Raw genomic sequence first — 1,796 nt, 5'->3', positions numbered from 1 at the left:
CTGGCTCCCTGCGGCTTCCGGTCTCCTCGGACCTCGAAGTCCATCGCACCCCTTGAACTGGGATGTTGCGACGACCGCTAGAACTCAAGGAGGGAGGTCCGGGCCTTCGCCGTGCCGTGGACGAGCGCGGTCGTGGACAAGCGCGGCCGTGGACAAGCGCGCATATGGATCAACTGGATAGAATTCAGGCGTGACTGGGCAGGTGATGCAACCCTCCGGCCCGATCGGGACGGAGATCGCCGGCTACCGGGTGGAGCGCGAGCTGGGGCGCGGTGGCATGGCCGTCGTCTACTGCGCCACGGACCTGCGCCTCGGCCGTACCGTCGCCCTGAAACTCCTCGCCCCCGAGTACACCCGCAACGACGCCTTCCGCCGCCGCTTCACCCAGGAGTCACGGGTGGCCGCGGCCATCGAGCACCCGCACATCGTGCCCGTCTTCGAGGCCGGCGAGACCGACGGGATCCTGTACATCGCGATGTGCTTCGTGCACGGGATGGACCTGCGCGCGGTGCTCGACCGGGACGGTGCGCTCTCCGTGCCGGCCGCGCTGCGGATCGCCGCCCAGCTGGCGTCCGCGCTCGACGCGGCCCACGAGCACGATCTGGTGCACCGGGACGTCAAGCCCGGCAACGTCCTGGTCACCAAGGGCGTCGACAGCGACCACCCCGAGCACGTCTACCTCACCGACTTCGGGCTGGCGAAGAAGTCCCTGTCGCTCACCGGGTTCACCACCGCGGGCGAGTTCGTCGGCACCCTCGACTACGTGGCGCCGGAGCGGGTCGCGGGCCGCCCCGTGGACGGCAGATCCGATCTCTACAGCCTGGCCTGTGTCGTCTACGAGACCCTCGCGGGCGCGCCGCCCTTCCGCCGGGACGACGACCTGGAGCTGCTGTGGGCGCACCAGTACGACCCGCCGCCCCTGCTGAGCGAGGAGCGGGCCGGGATCCCGGCAGCCGCCGACGAGGTCCTGTGCAGGGCGCTGGCCAAGGCCCCGGACGACCGGTACGGCACCTGCCTGGAGTTCGTCGCGGCCCTGCGCGCCGCCCTGGCCGACTGCGGCCCGCAGCGCCGTACGCCCACGCTGGTGGACGCCCGCGCGGCCGACGCTCTGCCCGCCGCCGACCCGGTGCCCGCCCCGCCGGCCCCGCCAGCGCCGCCCGACTGGGCCGGCCCGGTCCTCGAGGGACCGACGTCCTAGGCGCGCCGCGCTAAATACCGGGCGCTTTCCCTCTCGTCAAGTCCCGAGTCCTCGGAACGTGACCGCGCTCTGGCATTCCGGCCTACTTGAAGCACGGCCCCACCGGAGAAACCGGAAACCGAAAAAGGGCCCCGAATCAAGTAGGAGAAAGTCATGAAGCGCATCAACGAGAACCGCGAGTCCGTCCGTACCAAGCGAGGTGTCCGCCTCTCCACGATCGTCGCCTCGGCCGTGGTCGTCGCCGGCGGAATCATTCTCCCGGCCACCGCCGCCTCGGCCGCCCCGGCGCACGAGTCGTCGGCCGTCACGCTGGTGGCCAAGCACCACGACAAGCACGACGGTGACCAGCACAAGAAGCTGAAGAAGGCCAAGAAGGGCAACGCGACCGGCGGTAACGGCGGTAATGCCACGAGTAACGGTGCCGGCGATGCGACCGGTGGTAATGGCGGTAACGCCACGAGTAATGGCAAGGGTGATGCGACCGGCGGTAACGGTGGTAACGCCACGAGTAACGGTGCCGGCGATGCGACCGGTGGTAATGGCGGTAACGCCACGAGTAATGGCAAGGGTGATGCGACCGGCGGTAACGGTGGTAACG

1 protein-coding gene and 1 pseudogene are annotated in these 1,796 nt (G+C 69.7%); both read left to right on the top strand.

Translation table 11 applies throughout. From position 1 onward, the window contains the following. The first annotated feature begins 205 nt into the window (after positions 1 to 205). Positions 206 to 1,198 (top strand): serine/threonine-protein kinase, encoded by a 993-nt coding sequence (locus ACIRVH_RS38005; protein ID WP_403963503.1) that lies wholly within the window; start codon positions 206 to 208, stop codon positions 1,196 to 1,198. Positions 1,199 to 1,351: 153 nt separating this feature from the next. Then, a pseudogene (locus ACIRVH_RS38000) lies at positions 1,352 to 1,796 on the top strand (hypothetical protein); the annotation flags it as partial.

Source organism: Streptomyces sp. NPDC101165 (assembly GCF_044768135.1).
Lineage (GTDB): Bacteria > Actinomycetota > Actinomycetes > Streptomycetales > Streptomycetaceae > Streptomyces.
The sequence above is the reverse complement of the archived record's forward strand: the minus strand, read 5'-3'. Positions and strand labels throughout refer to the sequence as shown.

What these genes read in the sequence shown, in the direction of transcription:
- ACIRVH_RS38005 (WP_403963503.1), top strand. Translation starts at nt 206, where the DNA reads ATGCAACCCTCCGGCCCGATCGGGACGGAGATCGCCGGCTACCGGGTG.